The 16,514-nt window shown below is 31.3% G+C and carries 22 protein-coding genes and 1 pseudogene; all 23 read left to right on the top strand.

All coding sequences use genetic code 4. The features are described from left to right. Positions 1–306: pseudogene (locus tag UDIV_RS00280) on the top strand (tRNA uridine-5-carboxymethylaminomethyl(34) synthesis GTPase MnmE); the annotation flags it as partial. Positions 307–308: 2 nt separating this feature from the next. After that, positions 309–1,097, top strand: a complete 789-nt coding sequence (locus UDIV_RS00275) for a TatD family hydrolase (protein WP_038101569.1) — start codon at positions 309–311, stop codon at positions 1,095–1,097. 42 nt (positions 1,098–1,139) lie between these two features. Next, positions 1,140–2,393, top strand: a complete 1,254-nt coding sequence (gene serS / locus UDIV_RS00270; protein WP_038101568.1) for a serine--tRNA ligase — start codon at positions 1,140–1,142, stop codon at positions 2,391–2,393. 126 nt (positions 2,394–2,519) lie between these two features. Then, a complete protein-coding gene (locus UDIV_RS00265) occupies positions 2,520–4,052 on the top strand; it encodes an ABC transporter ATP-binding protein (protein WP_051749352.1) in 1,533 nt (510 codons plus the stop codon). Beyond that, positions 4,042–5,358, top strand: coding sequence for an ABC transporter permease (locus UDIV_RS00260; protein ID WP_051749350.1), 1,317 nt, complete (start codon positions 4,042–4,044; stop codon positions 5,356–5,358). The genes UDIV_RS00265 and UDIV_RS00260 overlap by 11 nt, the downstream gene beginning before the upstream one ends. Beyond that, on the top strand, positions 5,345–6,199 hold the full coding sequence (locus UDIV_RS00255) for an ABC transporter permease (RefSeq protein WP_038101567.1): 855 nt from the start codon (positions 5,345–5,347) through the stop codon (positions 6,197–6,199). Before UDIV_RS00260 ends, UDIV_RS00255 begins: the two co-directional genes overlap by 14 nt. Positions 6,200–6,202: 3 nt before the next feature. Beyond that, positions 6,203–8,524, top strand: a complete 2,322-nt coding sequence (locus UDIV_RS00250; protein WP_051749348.1) for a type 2 periplasmic-binding domain-containing protein — start codon at positions 6,203–6,205, stop codon at positions 8,522–8,524. Positions 8,525–8,754: 230 nt separating this feature from the next. Continuing rightward, positions 8,755–9,060: a 30S ribosomal protein S10 gene (gene rpsJ, locus UDIV_RS00245; protein ID WP_038101566.1), complete on the top strand. Its 306-nt coding sequence runs from the start codon at positions 8,755–8,757 to the stop codon at positions 9,058–9,060. Between the two features lie 30 nt (positions 9,061–9,090). Beyond that, positions 9,091–9,807, top strand: coding sequence for a 50S ribosomal protein L3 (rplC, locus tag UDIV_RS00240; protein WP_038101565.1), 717 nt, complete (start codon positions 9,091–9,093; stop codon positions 9,805–9,807). A gap of 10 nt (positions 9,808–9,817) precedes the next feature. Next, a complete protein-coding gene (gene rplD, locus UDIV_RS00235; protein WP_038101563.1) occupies positions 9,818–10,453 on the top strand; it encodes a 50S ribosomal protein L4 in 636 nt (211 codons plus the stop codon). Positions 10,454–10,455: 2 nt separating this feature from the next. Next, entirely contained in the window at positions 10,456–10,761 is a 306-nt protein-coding gene (gene rplW / locus UDIV_RS00230) for a 50S ribosomal protein L23 (protein WP_038101559.1), read from the top strand. A gap of 37 nt (positions 10,762–10,798) precedes the next feature. Then, positions 10,799–11,638, top strand: a complete 840-nt coding sequence (rplB, locus tag UDIV_RS00225; RefSeq protein ID WP_038101557.1) for a 50S ribosomal protein L2 — start codon at positions 10,799–10,801, stop codon at positions 11,636–11,638. Positions 11,639–11,661: 23 nt separating this feature from the next. Further along, positions 11,662–11,928 (top strand): 30S ribosomal protein S19, encoded by a 267-nt coding sequence (gene rpsS / locus UDIV_RS00220; RefSeq protein WP_038101556.1) that lies wholly within the window; start codon positions 11,662–11,664, stop codon positions 11,926–11,928. A gap of 21 nt (positions 11,929–11,949) precedes the next feature. After that, entirely contained in the window at positions 11,950–12,897 is a 948-nt protein-coding gene (gene rplV, locus UDIV_RS00215; protein WP_038101554.1) for a 50S ribosomal protein L22, read from the top strand. A 16-nt stretch (positions 12,898–12,913) separates the two neighbouring features. Next, a complete protein-coding gene (gene rpsC, locus UDIV_RS00210) occupies positions 12,914–13,699 on the top strand; it encodes a 30S ribosomal protein S3 (protein WP_038101553.1) in 786 nt (261 codons plus the stop codon). A 14-nt stretch (positions 13,700–13,713) separates the two neighbouring features. Beyond that, entirely contained in the window at positions 13,714–14,130 is a 417-nt protein-coding gene (rplP, locus tag UDIV_RS00205; RefSeq protein ID WP_038101552.1) for a 50S ribosomal protein L16, read from the top strand. Then, positions 14,130–14,348, top strand: a complete 219-nt coding sequence (rpmC, locus tag UDIV_RS00200; protein WP_038101551.1) for a 50S ribosomal protein L29 — start codon at positions 14,130–14,132, stop codon at positions 14,346–14,348. Before rplP ends, rpmC begins: the two co-directional genes overlap by 1 nt. After that, positions 14,348–14,602, top strand: coding sequence for a 30S ribosomal protein S17 (gene rpsQ, locus UDIV_RS00195; RefSeq protein WP_051749346.1), 255 nt, complete (start codon positions 14,348–14,350; stop codon positions 14,600–14,602). Before rpmC ends, rpsQ begins: the two co-directional genes overlap by 1 nt. 21 nt (positions 14,603–14,623) lie before the next feature. Further along, on the top strand, positions 14,624–14,992 hold the full coding sequence (gene rplN, locus UDIV_RS00190) for a 50S ribosomal protein L14 (RefSeq protein ID WP_038101546.1): 369 nt from the start codon (positions 14,624–14,626) through the stop codon (positions 14,990–14,992). Positions 14,993–15,006: 14 nt separating this feature from the next. Beyond that, positions 15,007–15,339: a 50S ribosomal protein L24 gene (gene rplX, locus UDIV_RS00185; RefSeq protein ID WP_038101543.1), complete on the top strand. Its 333-nt coding sequence runs from the start codon at positions 15,007–15,009 to the stop codon at positions 15,337–15,339. Positions 15,340–15,354: 15 nt separating this feature from the next. Further along, positions 15,355–15,909, top strand: a complete 555-nt coding sequence (gene rplE, locus UDIV_RS00180; protein ID WP_038101538.1) for a 50S ribosomal protein L5 — start codon at positions 15,355–15,357, stop codon at positions 15,907–15,909. Positions 15,910–15,912: 3 nt separating this feature from the next. After that, entirely contained in the window at positions 15,913–16,098 is a 186-nt protein-coding gene (locus tag UDIV_RS00175) for a type Z 30S ribosomal protein S14 (RefSeq protein ID WP_038101533.1), read from the top strand. Between the two features lie 10 nt (positions 16,099–16,108). After that, positions 16,109–16,507 carry a 30S ribosomal protein S8 gene (rpsH, locus tag UDIV_RS00170; RefSeq protein ID WP_038101529.1) on the top strand — a complete coding sequence of 133 codons (399 nt, stop codon included), beginning with the start codon at positions 16,109–16,111 and terminating at the stop codon, positions 16,505–16,507. Positions 16,508–16,514: the final 7 nt, after the last annotated feature.

Here is a 16,514-nt window from a genome sequence, read left to right as displayed (position 1 = left end):
CTTTATATTAATGCTAAAGAACAAGAGATTGAACCCTTAATTAAAGCAATTAAACAATTATTTCATACTCATGAGTTTGAAAACTCAAATCAAGAATTATTACAATCTGCTCGTCAAGTTGGTTTATTAGAACAAGTTCAATTAATTATTAAACAAGTAATTAATCATTTAAACAATAATGCAACAGTTGATCTTGTAATTGGTGATTTAGAGATGTGTAATCACAAATTAAATGAAATTCTTGGAGTTGGAGAGAACTACGACTTTTTAGATGAACTATTTAAAAACTTTTGTATAGGTAAATAAAGATGAAAAAGACAACTTTAATTGATACACATACACACACTAACATTGAACCATTAACACAAGAGTTTGATCAAATAGCTAAAGAATGTTTAGATCAACAAATTGGATTTAATATTGTTGGAGTTGATTTAGCTACTTCTAAACTTGCTATTAAACAATCTAAACAGTATGATCATTTAATGTGTTCAGTTGGTATCCATCCAACTGAGTTCAAAGAATTAAATGATGATATTATTGATCAACTTGATCAATTAATAGCTGATAACTTAGATGTGATTAGTTCGATTGGTGAATGTGGTCTTGATTATTATCATCAACCATATGACAAAAACCTACAAAAAGAGTTTTTTATTAAACAAATTAATTTAGCTAAAAAGTATAATAAAGCATTAATGATGCATATTAGAGATGCACATGATGATGCAATTGCTCTTTTAAAAGAACAACAAGTAAAGAATGCAATTATACATTGCTTTACTGATAAAAGTAGTTACATTGATCAATATAATGAATTAGGTTGTTATATTTCATTCCCTGGGGTAATTACTTTTAAACCAACAGCTAACAATAATATTTTAGATTTGTATGAAGCTGTTAAAAAGACCCCACTTGATAAGATCTTAGTTGAAACCGATGCACCATATTTAACACCAGCTCCTTATCGTGGTAAAGTTAATTATCCACAATATGTGCAACATACTGCTACTACAATTGCTAAAATTTTAAATAAGTCAGTTGAAGAAATAAAAGCAATTACAACAGCTAATGCTAAAAGAGTTTTTAATATTTAATTGAAACTATTAAAAAAAAGATAAAGAATACAGGTTATTAACATGTTTGATATTAATTTGATAAGAAAAGATTTAGACAACACAAAACAAAGAGTTAAAGCTCGTAATTTTGATCCATCAGTTATTGATAAGATTTATCATCTTGATATTTTAGTTAGACAATTAATGGTTCAAGAACAATCTTTAACCAATAATAAAAACAAACTATCTAAAACAATTCCTGAATTAGCTAAAACAAATAAAGAAGAACAATTAAAAGTTTTAGCTGAACTAAATACTATCAAACAAGAAATTGAAACAATAAGTGAACAGTTAACTGTTAATAAAAAAGAATTAGATAGCTTATTATTAACAATTCCTAATGTTGCTGATGAATCAGTGCCAGTTGGAAAATCTGAAGATGATAATGTTGAAATTAAACGTGTTTTTGAACCAACTAAATTTGATTTTGAACCTTTAGCTCACTGGGATTTAGCTGCTAAAAATGAATTAGTTGATTTTGAAAAAGCAGCTAAATTAACTGGTAGTCGTTTTAGTGTTTATACTAAAGATGGAGCTAAACTTTATCGAGCTTTACAACGTTTTTGTTTAGCTATGAATACAAATGCAGGATATGAAGAAATTATTGCCCCTGTTATTGTTAATCAAGATTCATTAATTGGATCAGGGAATTTACCTAAATTTGCTGAAGATTTATTTAAGCTTGAAAATAGTAATTATTATCTATCACCAACTGCAGAAGTGCAATTAGTTAATTTACATCGAAATGAAATCTTAAAAGCATCTGATCTACCTAAAAAGTTCACAGCACTTAGTGCTTGTTTTCGTAGTGAAGCAGGATCTGCTGGTAGAGATATGCGTGGGGTAATTCGTCAGCACCAATTCCACAAAGTAGAATTAGTGCAACTAACTAAACCTGAAGATAGTTTTAATGCTCTTGAGTTAATGGTAAGTCAAGCTGAAAGCATTCTTGAAGCATTAAAACTACCTTATCGTCGTTTATTATTATGTACAGCTGATATGGGCTTTTCATCAGCTAAAACTTATGATCTAGAAGTATGATTACCATCATATAATGCTTATAAAGAAATATCAAGTTGTTCTAACTGTACAAACTTCCAAGCAAGAAGAGCAAAAATCCGTTATAAAGAGCATATTAACAGTAGTACAGAATATGTTCATACGCTTAATGGATCATCACTTGCAATCGATCGTTTATGAGCTGCTGTTGTTGAAAATTATCAGCAAAAAGATGGTTCAATTATGATCCCAGAAATTCTTAAAAATTATTTGTAAACTTTATTTTCCGAATGTGTTAAAATTTTATCTGTTTTCTAATTAAAATTAGAAGACATTTTTTATCTCGTCAATGAGCGAACAAATATATCAATAGATAGAGAAATTAATTTTGGAGGACATTAAATGGAAAAACCTTTCCTACATCTTAGTGCTATTACCAAAACTTATGATGATGGATTTACAGCAGTTAATAATTTCGATTTAAAAATCAAAAAAGGGGAATTTGTTACCCTTCTTGGACCTAGTGGGTGTGGGAAAACAACAATGCTTAAAATGTTAGCAGGTTTTGAACAACCATCTAGTGGAAAAATTTTATACAACGGAGTAGATATTAAGGATATGCCGATCCGTTTAAGACCTACTTCAACAGTATTCCAAGATTATGCATTATTTCCAAACATGACAGTTAAACAAAACATTTTATATGGTTTGAAATTAATGCGTACACCAAAGGATAATATTGATCCAAGTATTTACACACAAGCAGAGAAAGTATTCTTAAACTCAGAAAAGAAAGCAAACGAAAAAATCAAAGGAATCGCTAAGAAGCGTGAACAATTGCTTGCTGAAATTAAAAAAGTAGAAGCTAAATATAATAAATCAGCTGAGCTTTTAGAAATCAAAGACATGCGTCGTACTCAATTCATAGCTACGCTTGAAGAGTTATGAGAGCAACAAGAAAATGAAAGTGATCAAAGCAAAATTAATGCTATTGAGCTTCAAATCAAACAACTTAAAAAACTTTATAAAGATAAAAGTGCAATTGATAAAAAGTACGATGCTTTAATTTATAAATACAACGATCTAGATTACTGAGAATCATATTGATCAATTTATCCAGAAATTAAAAAAGAACAATTTGAAAAACATAATATTACAAGAAGATTAACTAAACAAGAAGCTAATGAAAGAGCTGAAAAAGTAATTGAGTTAATTGGTTTAAAACACAAAGCTAATAGTCATATTACTGAACTTTCTGGTGGGATGCAACAACGTGTTGCTTTAGCACGATCAATTGTGATCGAACCTGAAATTATCTTATTAGATGAACCATTAAGTGCTCTTGATGCTAAGGTTCGTAAACAATTACAAGATGAAATTAAATCATTACATACAAAACTAGGTTTAACATTCATCTTAGTAACTCACGACCAAGAAGAAGCGTTAAGTTTATCTGATAAAGTTGTTGTTATGTCTCATGGTCAAATTGAACAAGTAGGAACACCATCTGATATTTATGATTCACCAAACTCATTATGAGTTGCTAACTTCATTGGTAAAACAAATATTTTTGAAGGGGTTTATAAAGATAAAGGTTCTGTTGAATTCGATGGTGTAGTTTCAGAAACTGATGTAGTTGAAGGTTTTGAAAAGGGTGAAAAATGTTTAATCATGATTCGTCCTGAAGACTTTGATGTACTTAAAGCTGGTGAAGGATCAATTAATGCGGTTGTTGAATCAGTTTTATACAAAGGTTTATTGTGAGATATTAAATGTCGTTACAAAGACATGATTATAAATGTTGAAGGTATTGATGAAGTTAAAGTTAATGAAACAATTGGATTAGATTGAGATGATATTGATGTTCATGTTATTAAATGAAATGATGAATATGATCAATATCGTAACAACAAAGTAGCTGATAATGAGAACTAATCGATTCATCAAACGTTTTACTTTACGTCAATACATTATTACAACTAAAAGAAAAATTAGAAAAAATCGAATTGATCAAGCACAGTTTGAACAATTATTACCAATTGAACAAACACTTGATAACTTAGATATAATTCAACCAATTGATTTATCAACTCTAGAGTTATCTTCACTTAATTTACAACATGAAGATGCAAATAAAAATGAAGTGATGAATCAACTAGAAATCAAAACAGAAGAATCATCTAATCAATTTGATTCAATTCCATTAAATGATTTATTAATTAATGATCATGATCAATTATTAAATCAATCAAATACTGTAGATCAAAAAGTTGATCTACAGATTCAAGAAGCTAATGCTAGTTTAAAAAAAGTTATTAAAAAGAAACCAAATAAGTTTTTACCAACTAAAAACAAAAAACCTTGGTTTGATCGTTTTAGATTAACAAGAGGGTTAGTGTTAACTATTCCTTATGTTTTATTAACACTATTCTTATTAATTATTCCAATTGCAGCGATTGTTATTAAATCATTTGTTCCTAACAATGATCCAACAACAGGGATTACAACAATTGCTGATAACTGAGCAATTGTAACTCCTGCAGTTGGTGAGAAGATCTTCCATTCATTATGGATTGCTGTTGTTGCTACTATTTTCTGTATCATCATTGCATATCCATTTACTTACTTCTTATCAATTAGTAAATCAAAGATGCTTAAGATTATTGCTATTACTTTGATTACAGCTCCAATTTGATTAAGTTTATTAGTTAAATTAATTGGACTTAAAACATTGTTTGATGTGATCCATGGTGAGATCAATAGTACATATGGGCATATGTACACTGTTATTGGTTTAACATACATCTATTTACCATTTATGATGTTACCACTTTATAATACTTTAACAACAATGCCAAAAAACATTACTAATGCTAGTTATGATCTAGGGCGAGGTTTCTTTTATACATTCTTTCATATTGTTATTCCATATACAAAAAATGCTTTATTATCAGGAATATCAATCGTCTTCTTATCTTCATTCACATCAGTTGCTGTAGCTGGTTTCTTAAATAACAGTAATAGTGGTGGATCAATTGGGGATGAGATTGCTCAACAAGGACAAGCTGGTATTGCTAATGTGATCCAACTTTCAAGAGCTTCAACGCTTACTTTAGTAATTAGTTTAGTATTAATTGGTTTATATTTAATCTTTGTTTTAGTACCAAAGATTTGAAAACTAGTTGCTTATAAAAGAGTTTGAAAAAAGAAAAACAAGGAGGTAGATAATGAAAAACTTTAAATTTAAAGATTTATGAAGAACTTCGTATATTTGAATCGTTTTAGCTGTTATTTACATTCCTTTAATTATTATTGTTTTATTATCTTTTACAGCCCCTTCTGTTAAAAACAATGTTACATCTGCTTTTAATTGAAATGATGGAAGTAACTATTTATTATTAGATAATGAACAATTTAAAAATGCTTTATTAAACACTGTTATTATTTCTGTAATTGTTGTCCCAGTATCAGTTATTATTGCTGTTATTACTTGTTTTGGGATCTGGTATGCACGAACTTTCTATAAGAAAGCAACAATGTTTAGTTCACAAACTAACATTATGATTCCAGATATTATTACAGGGGTATCTTTATCATTATTGTTTGCATCAACATTTATCCCACTAGGATTTAGTTTTGGTTTTACAACCATTATTCTTTCACATATCTCATATTGCACACCTTATGCAATTGTGATTATTTATCCAAGAATGGTAAAGATGAACAAAAACTTACTATTAGCAAGTTATGATCTTGGTTATAGTAAACTTGCTACTTTCTTTAAGGTAACATTACCTTATATTATGCCATCAATTATCTCATCAGTTATTATTGTGTTTGCAATGTCGTTTGATGACTTTATTATTACTAAATTAGTTGGTGGTAAGGTTAATACTATTAGTACTGAACTTTATTCAATGGCTAAAGGGATTAAGATGTGAGCTATTGTCTTTGGTTCATTGATGATTTTAGCGATGATCGGAATCGTATTTATAATTGCTTTAGTAAAATTATTAAAAGATAATAAGCTAAGAAAAGCTAATATTAATGAGAAAATGAAGATTTGAAATAAGCAGGACTAAAAGATGAAATTAAAAAGTAAATGACATAAATTATTATTAGGTGCAGGTTGTTTAACTTTAATTGCTCCGATCGCAGCTGCTTGTAGTTCAAACTCAAAACTTGTTTTTAGTAACTATGATGGATACATCGATCAAGATGTTGCTAATGAGTTAGCTAATGAACATAAAGAAAATGGTTTAACATATAACTCACACGATAATAATGAAGTAATTCCTGGTTTAATTAAATCAAAAACAGTTGATGTAGCTGTAGTTTCAGCTTATACTGCTGTTGGTTTAGCTAAGAATAAATTAATTCAAAAAATTGATTGATCGCAATTTAATATAATTAATCCAGAAACTAAAAAGAAGATCACAACAGTTGATGAACTAGCTAGTATCTATACAAAAGAAGTATGAGCTTTCTCTAGTGTTTATGATCACTTATTAGGGGATATTGATGAAGATGGTAAACCTGATCGTTTAATTGAATACATGGTTCCATACTTCTTCCAAGACTTTATTTTTGCTTATCGTGGTAAAAAGATCGATCATTTACACAACCCAAACACAACTTGAGAAAACATCTATCAAGAATTAACTCGTAAGGGTGCAGATAACCGATTCTTAAAAGAAAATGAAGCTCAAATTGGAACTTCTGATAAACCACATACAATTAAAGCTAATAAATCAAAGATTACTTTAATTGATGACTCACGAACAGTTTATGATATTGCTAAGATTATGGATCATGAAGGAAAAAAACGTGATCAAGTAATAGCTGAAGCAAATAAACAAATCAAAGAACTACAAGATGAGATTCAAATTACAAAAGAATTAATTAAGACTCCTAACTTATCAGAAGATATTGTTCAACAAAACAAAGAACGATTAGCTAATTTAGAAGCTAGATTAAATTTCTATAAATTAAATCTAAAACCAAATGTTTCTTTACCTAAAAATAGTACAGTAACTGAAATCGTTGATAAGTTTAATAACATAACAAATCACTTTAAGGATTTACCTGCAGATTCACACAATCTTAAGGCATCATCAAATGATTTAATTAATGAATTAGCAACTGGTCAGTTTGCAGCAGGTTTATCTTATAATGGAGATATCTCATTTGCTTTAAATGGGGGAGAATATCTAAGTGATGATGCATCATCTGAATATGAAAACATTAGACCAAATGCAGATAACTTCCATTTCATCAGACCAAAGAATACTTTAAAAGTATTAGATGGATTTGTAATTAGTAACTTCATCGATCCAGTTAATATTGATGCAACATATAAATACATTAATGATATTTCATTCTCTGGTCTTAACTTACCTGATTATGATGGTTCGCCAGCTATTTTACGATGAGATATGAAAATCCATCGAAATAAAACTGATAAAGAAATTCAAGATTATGAAAATAGTGATATAAACCAAACAGAAGAAGGGGAGTTACTTAATGATATGGGATATATCTACAAATCAATGCGAAACTTTGATTATGTAGCTTACACCCCTGTTCTACGTAGTATCTACGATCACTTATTAGATGCTGATGAAGGATATTATGGAGCTAATTCATTCCAAGAAGATGAATTCAAAAAACGATTAGTAAAAGCGTTCTTAAAAAATGGACAAGCTAAATATACTCATAAAAAAGAACGACAAACAAAACATGCTAATTTATCAACTCTAGCTGAACTTGTAATGCATCTACACAGTAAATATAAAGAAGAAAACAAACCATTTAGTCTTACTAATGAAATGTTAGATGATGTTTACAAAAAACTAACTCTTGTTTATGAACTTAAAAACAAACAAGAAGGTAGTGAACCAGTTGAAATAGAAACTGTTGTTGATCAAAATAATGAAACTGAAATCGATTTAAGTAGTTTAGAACAAGATCAAGAATATGTACTAACTAGTGTTAAAAATAGTGATGGTACTGAACTTGCTTTAGATGCATTCAATAGTATTAAATCAATTACTAAAAAAGAAAATGCAGAAAACTTAACAGCTACTTTAGCAGCTAATTATGATCAAATTAAAGAAGAAGATAAAATAGTTAATCAAATTAAAACAGCTTTAGCTAATTTAGGTGTTAATTTAGATAATAAGTATAAAGAAACGATCTTTAAAACTTTAAATGAAGAAGTTTATAAAGATATTGATCAGTTTATTGAACAAAAACAAAAGTTATATGCACTACAACGTGAAATTATGAAAGTTGACTTTAGTGCAGATCCAAATAGTAATGATCCAGCTTTAATTGAGTTCCCAACAAACGATCTATCACTTGCTAATTTAAAACTTGCTTACATTGATTTTAAAAAGAAAGCATAAAACATTCAAACAACCCAAAAACCAGGGTTGTTTTTATATTGTTTTTTGAGTTAAATAAACCATTAAAAAAGGGTTGCAAAAGATATCGTTTTATTGTATAATTGTAAAGATTGTTGCTTGTGAGATTGCTGATACACCGAGAAAAGTTGTCAAAAGGCATCAGGTAACTCATAAAGTAAATAATTCAACGATTCGCATACAAATATCAATGCATCAGGAGACAACAAAAAATGAATCAAGAATTAAGAATTAGATTAGAGTCATACGATCACAGATTATTAGATGATACTGTGAAAACAATCGTTGATATATCTAATAGTACAGGAGCAAAGGTAAGAGGTCCAATCCCATTACCTACTAAAAAAGAAATCTTTACAATCTTACGTTCACCACACGTTAACAAATCAAGTCGTGAACAATTTGAAAGAAGAACACACAAGCGTTTAATTATTTTAGAAAACGCAACTCCAAAAACAATGGAAGCTCTTAAACGTTTAACAATTCCATTTGGTGTTGAAGCTACCTTCAAACTTTAATTTATTTTTCATTAGGAGGAAACGATTCATATGAAATCATTACTAGGAACTAAAGTAGGCATGACACAAGTTTTTACTGAAGAAGGTAAAGCTGTTGCTGCTACTGTTATCTATGTTGAACCAAATAAAGTACTAGCAGTTAAAACTAATGAAAAAGATGGTTATAGTGCAGTGCAAGTTGGTTATGAAACAGTTAAAGAAAAAACTTTAAACAAACCTGAACTTGGATTATTCAAAAAACTTGGCTTTGAACCAAAAAGACATGTTAAAGAATTTAGAAATCTATCAAGCACTTATGAAGTTGGAGCTGAATTAACAGTTAGTGAATTTGCAGCTGGTGAATTAGTAGATGCTCAAGCATTAACTAAAGGACACGGATTTACAGGTTCTATCAAGCGTCATAACTACAAAATGGGACCAATGGGTCATGGTGCTGGATACCCACACCGTTATGTTGGTTCAATTGCTAAAGGTCGTGGGGGTTCTCAAGCTCAACGCGTTCTTAAAGGAACTAAACTTCCAGGACACTACGGTCATGAATTAGTAACTATTAAGAATTTATTAGTTTTAAGCGTAATGCCAGAACAAAACGTAATCTTAGTTAAAGGAGCAATTCCTGGTCCTAAGGGTTCAAATGTAACACTTAAATCATCTAATAAAGCAAGACACATTGTAAACGACCCACAAGTTGTAAACTACTTAAAGAAACCTTCAACTAATGAAGAACAAGAACAAGCAAGTGAATAAGGAGTAAATCATGGCAAAAATTAAATTATTAACAATTGATGGTAATGTTGCAAAAGATCTTGAAATTACTTCTGACTTATTTGTTGAACAACCACACAAACAAGCAATGTTTGATGTTGTCATTAGTGAAAATGCAGCAGAACGTCAAGGAACACACTCAACATTAACTAAGGGTGAAGTTCGTGGTGGTGGTAAAAAACCATTTAGACAAAAACATACAGGACGTGCACGTGCTGGTTCTACTCGTAACCCACACTGAACTGGTGGGGGTGTGGCATTTGGTCCTAAACCAAACCGTAACTACACTAAGAAAGTGAACCGTAAGATTCGTTTATTAGCATTCAAGTCAGCTTTAAGCGTGAAGTTAATGGAACAAAACTTATTTGCACTAGAAGCTAATGCTAAATTAGAAGTTCCATCAACAAAGAAAATTGTTAACTTCATTTCAAATGCAAACTTAGATAACAAAAAAGTTTTATTTGTACTTGATGATAATAATGAAAACATTTCAAAATCAGCAAACAACTTACCAAAGGTTGTTTCAAAGAAATGAAACCAAGTATCAGTTCGTGATATTTTACATTCAAATGTTTTAGTAGTAGCTGAAGAAGCGTTTGCTAATTATGCTAGAAAGGTAAGTCAATAATTATGGAAATTACAAGAATCATTATTCGTCCACATGTAACTGAAAAAACTTACCAATTACGTGAAAGTGAAAAGCAAGTTTTATCATTTGTTGTTGATAAAAAAGCAAACAAACACCAAATCAAAGAAGCATTCATCGCAATTTTTGGACAAAAACCTGAAAAGATTAGTACTGTGTTACGTAAACCGACAGTAATTAATAAAAACCGTCCAAACCAAGGTTTTACAAAAGCAAAGAAAATTGCATATGTAACAATGCCTAAAGGTGTTAAAGTTGGTCAATCTGAAGATCCAACTGATACTAAATAATAAATATAAATAACAGTCGAAAAGCAAAGAGGCAATTATGGCAGTTAAAAAAATTAAAAACCATAGTAGTGGTAAACGCCAAACGGTTGTTGTTGATTACAAATCTGTATTAACAACAAGCAAACCAGAAAAATCATTACTAGTTACTTTACCTAAAAAAGCTGGTCGTAACAACCAAGGTAAAATTACAATTCGTCACCACGGGGGCGGACACAAACGTAAATATCGTGTAATCGATTTCAAACGTAACAAAGATAACATTGTTGGTGTTATTAAATCAATCGAATACGACCCAAACCGTACTTCATTTATTTCATTAGTAGTTTATGCAGATGGTGAAAAGCGTTACATCATCGCTCCTAAGGGAATTAAAGTTGGTGATAAAGTTGTTTCAGGAACTAATAATGTTGACATTTTAATTGGAAACTCATTACCACTTGAATTTATTCCTGAAGGTACATCAGTTCATAACATTGAACTTTACCCAAATGCTGGGGGACAAATTACAAGAAGTGCTGGAGCAAGTGCACAAATTCTTGGGTTTGATGAATCTAAGAAATTCGTATTAGTTAAATTAAACTCTGGAGAAGTTCGTAAATTTAGAAAAGAATGTCGTGCAACAATTGGTGTTGTAAGTAATGAAGAACACATTCTTGAAAATTTAGGAAAAGCAGGTAAATCACGTCACTTAGGAATTCGTCCAACAGTTCGTGGTTCTGCAATGAACCCAAATGACCACCCACATGGTGGAGGTGAAGGTCGTTCACCAGTTGGTATGGATGCACCTCGTACACCTTGAGGTAAACGTCACATGGGTGTGAAAACACGTAATAGTAAAAAAGCTTCAACGAGCATGATTGTTCGTCGTCGTAAGTAATATAGAAAGGAATATAGGTCGTTATGGCTAGAAGTTCAAAAAAGGGTGCTTACGCAGAACCAAGTCTTCTTAAAAAGGTTGAAGCTGCAAATGCATCAACTTCAAAAAAACCAATTAAAACTTGATCTCGAAGAAGTCAGATTTTCCCAAACTTTGTTGGTCTAACTTTCGAAGTTCACAACGGGAAAACATTCATTAAAGTTTATGTTACTGAAGACATGATTGGTCATAAGTTAGGTGAATTCGCACCAACGCGTAACTTTAAAATGCATACAGAAGCAAAACGTTAGTAAGAAAGGAAAAGATCAAAAATGACATCAAAAGTTATTCAACGAAATATTCATATCTCACATCGTAAAGCTTCTCTTGTAATTGATTTAATTCGTAACAAACCAATCGATGAAGCGATTAGAATCTTACAACACACACAAAAGAAATTTGCTCCAATCGTGTTGAAGTTATTAAACTCAGCAGTTGCTAATGTAACTAACAACAAAAAAGATATGGATCCTACTAATTTATATATCTACAAAATTGTAGCTAACCAAGGTCCAACAGCAAAAAGACGTAACTTCCGTGCTAAAGGTTCAGCTGATATAATCTTCAAAAGAACAACTCACTTAGAAATTGTACTTTCAGATGATAAAGATGAATTAGCTAAAGAATTAGCTACAATCAAAGCAAAAAAAGCTAAATCATCAACTCCTAAAGAAACAAAACCTGTTGAACAACCTAAAAAGGAAACTAAAAAGGAAGCTAAACCTAAAAAAGTAGTTGAACCTGTAGTTGAAGAAAATGAACCAGTTGATCCTGAACTATTAAAGCGTGAACAAGAAGTATTAGTTGTTGTTGATGAAAAAGATGATAATGGTGAAGAAGTTAAAACCGAAACAATCATTATCTCAGCATCACCAAAGGTTGTTAAAGAATTATTTGACAATCCAGAAAAAGATGTTTTATTCTACAAAAACACACCAGTTAATAAAGTATCACGTGTAATTGTTTATGCAACTGCTCCTGTGCAAAAAGTTGTTGGTGAATTCGATTTAGAATTAATCGACAAAGGTGCTGTTTCAACAAACTGAAAGAAATACAGCAAGCGTTCAGTATTATCTAAAAAAGATTATGATGTTTACTACACTGGTAAAGATCAAGCACATGCAATGGTAAGTTCTAAAGCCTACAAATACCGTAAACCAAAAGCACTTAGTGACTACAATATGAGCAAGGGACCAAGTGGGTTCCAATACTTAAAATAATTAAGGGGAGAAAAATATGGGTCAAAAAGTAAATCCTAATGGTCTAAGATTTGGAATTAACAAACAATGAGTTTCTCGTTGAGTTCCAGCAGACAAACAACAAATGGGTAAGTGACTAGTTGAAGATCACAAGATTCGTACTTACCTTAATACAAAGTATAAAAACGCTGCAATTGATCACATCGAAATCGAACGTGACCAACAACGTATTCATCTTTATATTTATGCTGTACAAACGGGTTTATTAATCGGAAACGAAGGTTCTGAAAAGAAAGCAATCGAATTAGCGATTAATAAAATTGTAGGTCGTAAAATGAACGTTTTCATGCGTGCTGTTGAAGTTTATGCACCAGAATTACAAGCTAATTTAATGGCTCGTGAAATTGCAAACGCAATTGAAAACCGTGTTTCGTTTAGAACTGCTCAAAAAGCGGTTATTAAAAAAGTACTTAAGGCTGGAGCTAAAGGAATTAAAACTCATGTTTCTGGTCGTTTAGGTGGAGTTGAAATGGCTCGTGAAGAAGGATATTCACAAGGGGTTATTACACTTCATACATTACGTGCAGATATTGACTACGCACTAGCTGAAGCAAAAACAACTTATGGTATTATTGGTGTTAAGGTATGAATTAACCGTGGAGAAATCTTTGGTAATAAATTAATTAACAATGTAGAACACAGTATTGCAAAAGCAAGTGAACGTGCAGCTAAAAACCGTCGTAATTCAAACCAAAAACCATTTAATAAAAACAAGCGTTCAAGCAATAAGCCATCAGCAAGCCAAAGCGCAGCTAATGAATAAGGAGGAAAATACAAATGTTACAACCAAAAAGAACAAAGTATCGTAAACCACATAAAGTTAGCTACGAAGGTAAGGCTAAAGGAAACCGTAACGTTGACTTTGGTGAATACGGATTAATGGCTTTAGAAGGAGCATGAATTGATGCTCGTCAAATCGAATCAGCTCGTATTGCGATTTCAAAACGTTTACTAAAAACTGGAAAAATGTGAATTCGTATTTTCCCGCATATGTCACTTACAAAGAAACCACTTGAAGTACGTATGGGATCTGGGAAAGGTAGTCCAGAAAAATGAGTTGCTGTTGTAAAACAAGGAACTGTGATGTTTGAAATTGCTAATGTTTCAGAAGAAATGATGAAAAAAGCATTACGTGCAGCAGGTAACAAGTTACCAATTAAATGAAAAATTGTTAAAAGGGGAGAAGCTAACTAATGAGTAGTGTTGTTCAAGACCTTCGTAAAAAAAATAGTGCTGAGTTAGAACAAATCGTTGTTGATTTAAAAGCTAAATTACTAGAACAACGATTTGCAGCTGCTAATGGTGAAGCTGTAAAACCTCACACAATTAAAGAAATTAAAAAAACAATTGCAAAAGCATTAACAATTTTAAACGAACGATCACTAGCTGAAGAAAACAAGGAGGCTAAATAATGGAACGAGCACGTCGTAAGGTATTAGAAGGTTTAGTTACTTCTGATAAGATGCAAAAGACTGTTGTTGTAACAGTTGAAACTAAAAACAAGCACCCATTATACCGTAAACTTGTTATTACTCACAAAAAGTACCACGCACATAATGAAAACGATGATGCAAAACTTGGTGATAGAGTTGAAATTACTGAAACAAGACCATTGAGTGCAACAAAAAACTGACGAGTTAGTCGAATTATTGAAAGAGCACGTTAGCAACTGATAAGGAGAAAAATTATGATTCAATTTATGTCTAGATTAAAAGTTGCAGATAACACTGGAGCACGTGAAGTTGGGGTCATCAAGGTATTAGGTGGTTCAAAGAAACGATATGCATCAGTTGGTGATATTGTTGTTGTATCTGTTAAGAAAACAACACCAGCAGGAATGTTTGCTAAAGGGCAAATGGCAAAAGCTGTTATTGTGCGAACAAAAAAAGCTGTGCGTCGTGAATCAGGTTTATTATTAAAATTTGATGAAAACGCATGTGTAATTATTAAAGAAGATAAAACACCACGTGGTTCACGTATTTTTGGACCAGTTGCACGTGAAATTCGTGACCGTGGTTTTGTAAAAATTGCATCACTTGCAAAGGAAGTACTTTAGGAGGTTAACGAGTAATGAATCGTATTCGAAAAGGCGATACTGTTGTTGTAATTTCTGGTAAGAACAAAAACAAGTCGGGCGTTGTTACGAGCGTTAACTTACAAGATCAAACAGCAATTGTTGAAGGTGTAAATAAAATTAAGCGTCACCAAAAACGTGACCAAGCACACCAAGAAGCAGGAATCATTGAAAAAGAAGCACCAATTCGTATGTGCAAACTTGCCCATGTTGATCCAAAAGGAAAAACAAAGGGTCAAGCAACAAGAATTAAATATGTTATTAAAGATAACAAGAAAATTCGTGTAGCTAAGAAGTCAAATAACGAACTTGACGGTGCTAAGAAATAGGGAGGAGCATAAGATATGGCATTTTTAAAAGATTTATACAACCAAAAAGTTGCTAAAGACTTACAAAAAGAATTTGCTTACTCATCTGTAATGCAAATCCCAAGAATCGAAAAAATCGTAATTAATGCAGGAATTGGAAATGCAGTAGCTGATAGCAAACACCTTGAAGCTGCAGTTAATGAATTAACTTTAATTACAGGTCAAAAACCAGTTGTTACAAAAGCTAAGAAATCAATCGCGACATTTAAATTGCGTGCAGGTCAAGGGATTGGTGCAAAAGTAACATTACGAGGTAATCGTATGTGAGCTTTTATGGAAACATTATTTAACATTGCATTACCACGTGTTCGTGACTTTAAAGGGATTTCAAACAATGGGTTTGATAGCCATGGAAACTACACACTAGGTATTCGTGAACAAATTATTTTCCCACAAGTTGTTTATGATGATGTTAAATCAGTGCGTGGCTTTGATGTGACATTTGTTACAACAGCTAACACAAAAGAAGAAGCTCGAGCTCTTTTAGTAGCGCTTGGAGCTCCATTCCAAAAACTTAAAGGAGACAAATAATTTATGGCAAAAAAATCATTAATTGCAAAGCAAAAAAAGCACCAAAAATTTGCAGTTCGTAACTATACACGATGCCAAAAATGTGGTCGTCCGCACGCTGTAAATCGTAAATTCGGAATTTGCCGTTTATGCTTTAGAGATTTAGCATATGCTGGTGCAATTCCTGGTATTAAGAAAGCATCTTGATAGGAGGTTATGTATGTACTTAGATCCAATTGCAGAATTAATTACAAAGATCAACAATGGTCGAAAAATGCGTAAACAAGAAGTTACATTTGCAACTTCAAAGCTTAAAACATCAATTCTAGAATTATTGGTAAATGAAGGTTACATCAAATCTTTTGAAATCAAGCAATTACCAAACAACAAATCTGAAACGATTGTTAAATTAAAATACAAAAACCAAACAACTTCATCAATTAACGGCTTTAGACAAATTTCAAAACCAGGACTTCGTATTTATTCAACTCACAAAGAATTACCAAAAGTTTTAAATGGTCTTGGAGTTGCAATCATTACAACATCTAAGGGTGTTATGTCAGATAAACAAGCTAGAAAGGAAAATGTAGGCGGGGAAGTTATCGCTTACATTTGGTAATTAAAAT

Source organism: Ureaplasma diversum NCTC 246 (genome assembly GCF_000731915.1).
Classification (GTDB): Bacteria; Bacillota_I; Bacilli_A; order Mycoplasmatales; family Mycoplasmoidaceae; genus Ureaplasma; species Ureaplasma diversum.
Note: the sequence above shows the minus strand (reverse complement) of the source record. Positions and strands in the feature narration are given on the sequence as shown.